1 protein-coding gene is annotated in these 2,314 nt (G+C 44.6%); it reads right to left on the bottom strand.

Annotated elements, in window-relative coordinates:
* Window positions 1–1,079: 1,079 nt before the first annotated feature.
* Window positions 1,080–2,102: an IS110 family transposase gene (locus AYI96_RS20150; RefSeq protein WP_144362223.1), complete on the bottom strand. Its 1,023-nt coding sequence runs from the start codon at window positions 2,100–2,102 to the stop codon at window positions 1,080–1,082.
* Window positions 2,103–2,314: the final 212 nt, after the last annotated feature.

Here is a 2,314-nt window from a genome sequence, read left to right on the forward strand (position 1 = left end):
TTCAAAAGGGTCATGGTCATCTGTGGATTAAGGGCAAGGCAGATCAGATCATGACCAACCGTAAAAGTTCAATTTAAAGTGGGATCCCGCCCTGAACACTCAATAATGTATGACATGTAAACTCTGGCTAAAATAATTACTAATATTACCAATAAAAACAACCTATGGAATAATGGATAACAACGACAGCTAACATTAACTTTTTCAAAAACTGAAATATCGCAAGAGGAATACTAAAATCCTAAAGCTATAGAAAACTCAATATATAAAAACATTAAAAAACTAGCAAAATCCTAGAACATAATCTCTACTTACCTCTTTTAAAAATGTAAGCTAGCAAGATAACAACGTGCCCTACAATAAAAATTACAATCTTAGAAAGAGTGCCAATTGGGAAAATCAAAATAAAAACAAGTAAAACATACGCTAATATAATATATAAGTTTATATCTTTCATAATTAACTTTATCTGTTAATGGAAGGGGTTCCCCCCTTCCCATAAGATTATCTATAGCACACCGCAGCTGCTACAAATCCTCCGAAAAAGGCACCAGCCGATGCCCCACCAGTGAACCCTAGACCCAGAGAGAAGTATCCAGCAGCTATGCCGCCGGCAAGTGCAGAGCCTGAGACAATTGCAGCTGAACATACTCCAGAATTTATTCCACCATTCACTATCTCTGTATCTTTAACTGTTAATTCTTGCATTTTTCTCTTCCCCTCTTATAACATCGAACACATTGCCAAACCGAACCTTTGCCCTGTTGTAGCACCAAAAACACCTCCAGCAACCATACCTGCAGGCCCAAAAATTCCTCCAGCGATTACCCCAATAGTTCCTCCCATAATGGAAGTACTAAATAGCTATATGGACACCTCTCCGATGCAAGCACCGGCAGGTCTCTTTCTGACAAAGTAGCCACACACATATATCCGGCTTCGTGAGCCCTGATGAACATCCGTACTCTCTGTCCTCATTAGTGCCATGGCTTTTAGCAGCCCAGCTATTTGTCAGGTTCACAGAGAGTCGGTTCTACCTGTCAGCACATCAACTCTTTGGACTTATTAAAATCAGTTAGTTACTTAACGATATACTCTGTTTTTTGGTTTATTAGCGCCCACGCTATTCGGGCATTTTTGTTAGCCAGCGCCACTACAGCTTTGTTTACGCCACTTCGGGCAATAATACCTTTCAGCCACCGCTGGAGACCTCCACATCGTTCTTCCGGAAGGTTGATGACCCGGTAAACCACTGAGCGGGCGCCATGAATAAGCAGTCCTCGCAGATAACCATCTCCGCGTTTTGTTATCCCGAGTAGTTTGACTTTACCACCACTGCTGTGCTCCTTCGGAACCAGCCCCAGATAGCTGGCAAAATGCCGGCCATTCTGAAAATCAGCACTGTCGCCCAGAGCTACCGTCAAGGCTGAAGCCCCTAATGGCCCGATACCAGGTATGCTTTTCAGTCTGAGGGTATCCTCATTTTGCTGGCTGATAAGCGCAAGGCGCAGATCCAGAGTTTTAATCCGCTGCTGATTGTCCTGAAGTTCCTGCAACATCTCATGGAACAGCTCCCGGCTGAGCGTGGTGAGCTCATTTTCTGCATCCTCCAGGTGCTCAGGCAGGTGGGCCATAATTTTATGAGCCCCTTCCGGTATGGCAATACCGTATTCCAGGCCTAGCCCCCGTATCTGGTTAATCAGCGCGGTTTTGTTTTTCATCAGCCGCTGGCGAACCCGGTGCAGACACTGAATATCCTGCTGTTCAATAGACTTCTCCGGCACATAGCGCATACCCGGGCGACTGTCAGCTTCGACAATTGCAGCTGCATCATTTTTGTCATTTTTACTGCCCATTCTGAAGGGGGCAACATACTGTGGACTGATTTGTTTAACTTCATGTCCGTATTGCCTGAACTGGCGTGACCAGTAATTTGCACTGCCGCACGCTTCCATCACAATACGGGACGGAGGCTGCTGAACAATAAACGCCGTCAATTTTTCACGGGTGATCATTTTATTCGCTTTCTTCTCACCCTGCGCAGATACGATATTCACCTGAAAAACTCGCTTTGCCAGATCAATTCCGATAATTTGTTCCATGGGACACCTCTTCATATTGCTGTTGGTTTGCACTTACAGCATGGCTCACTGAAGTCTTTGTGGGGAGGTGTCCATTTCATTAGTTCCTAAATGTAGATCACTGAGTTTCGAAAATAGAAGGAACTCGGCTCGATTCAAGCGATCTGATCAATCGCCAAACCAACCAACTCACACAAACCGAGCCGAGATCATGATTCTAACATTACCAACCC

Source organism: Shewanella sp. MSW, assembly GCF_007636515.1.
Lineage (GTDB): Bacteria > Pseudomonadota > Gammaproteobacteria > Enterobacterales > Shewanellaceae > Shewanella > Shewanella indica.

What these genes read in the sequence shown, in the direction of transcription:
- AYI96_RS20150 (WP_144362223.1), bottom strand. Translation starts at nt 2,102, where the DNA reads ATGGAACAAATTATCGGAATTGATCTGGCAAAGCGAGTTTTTCAGGTG.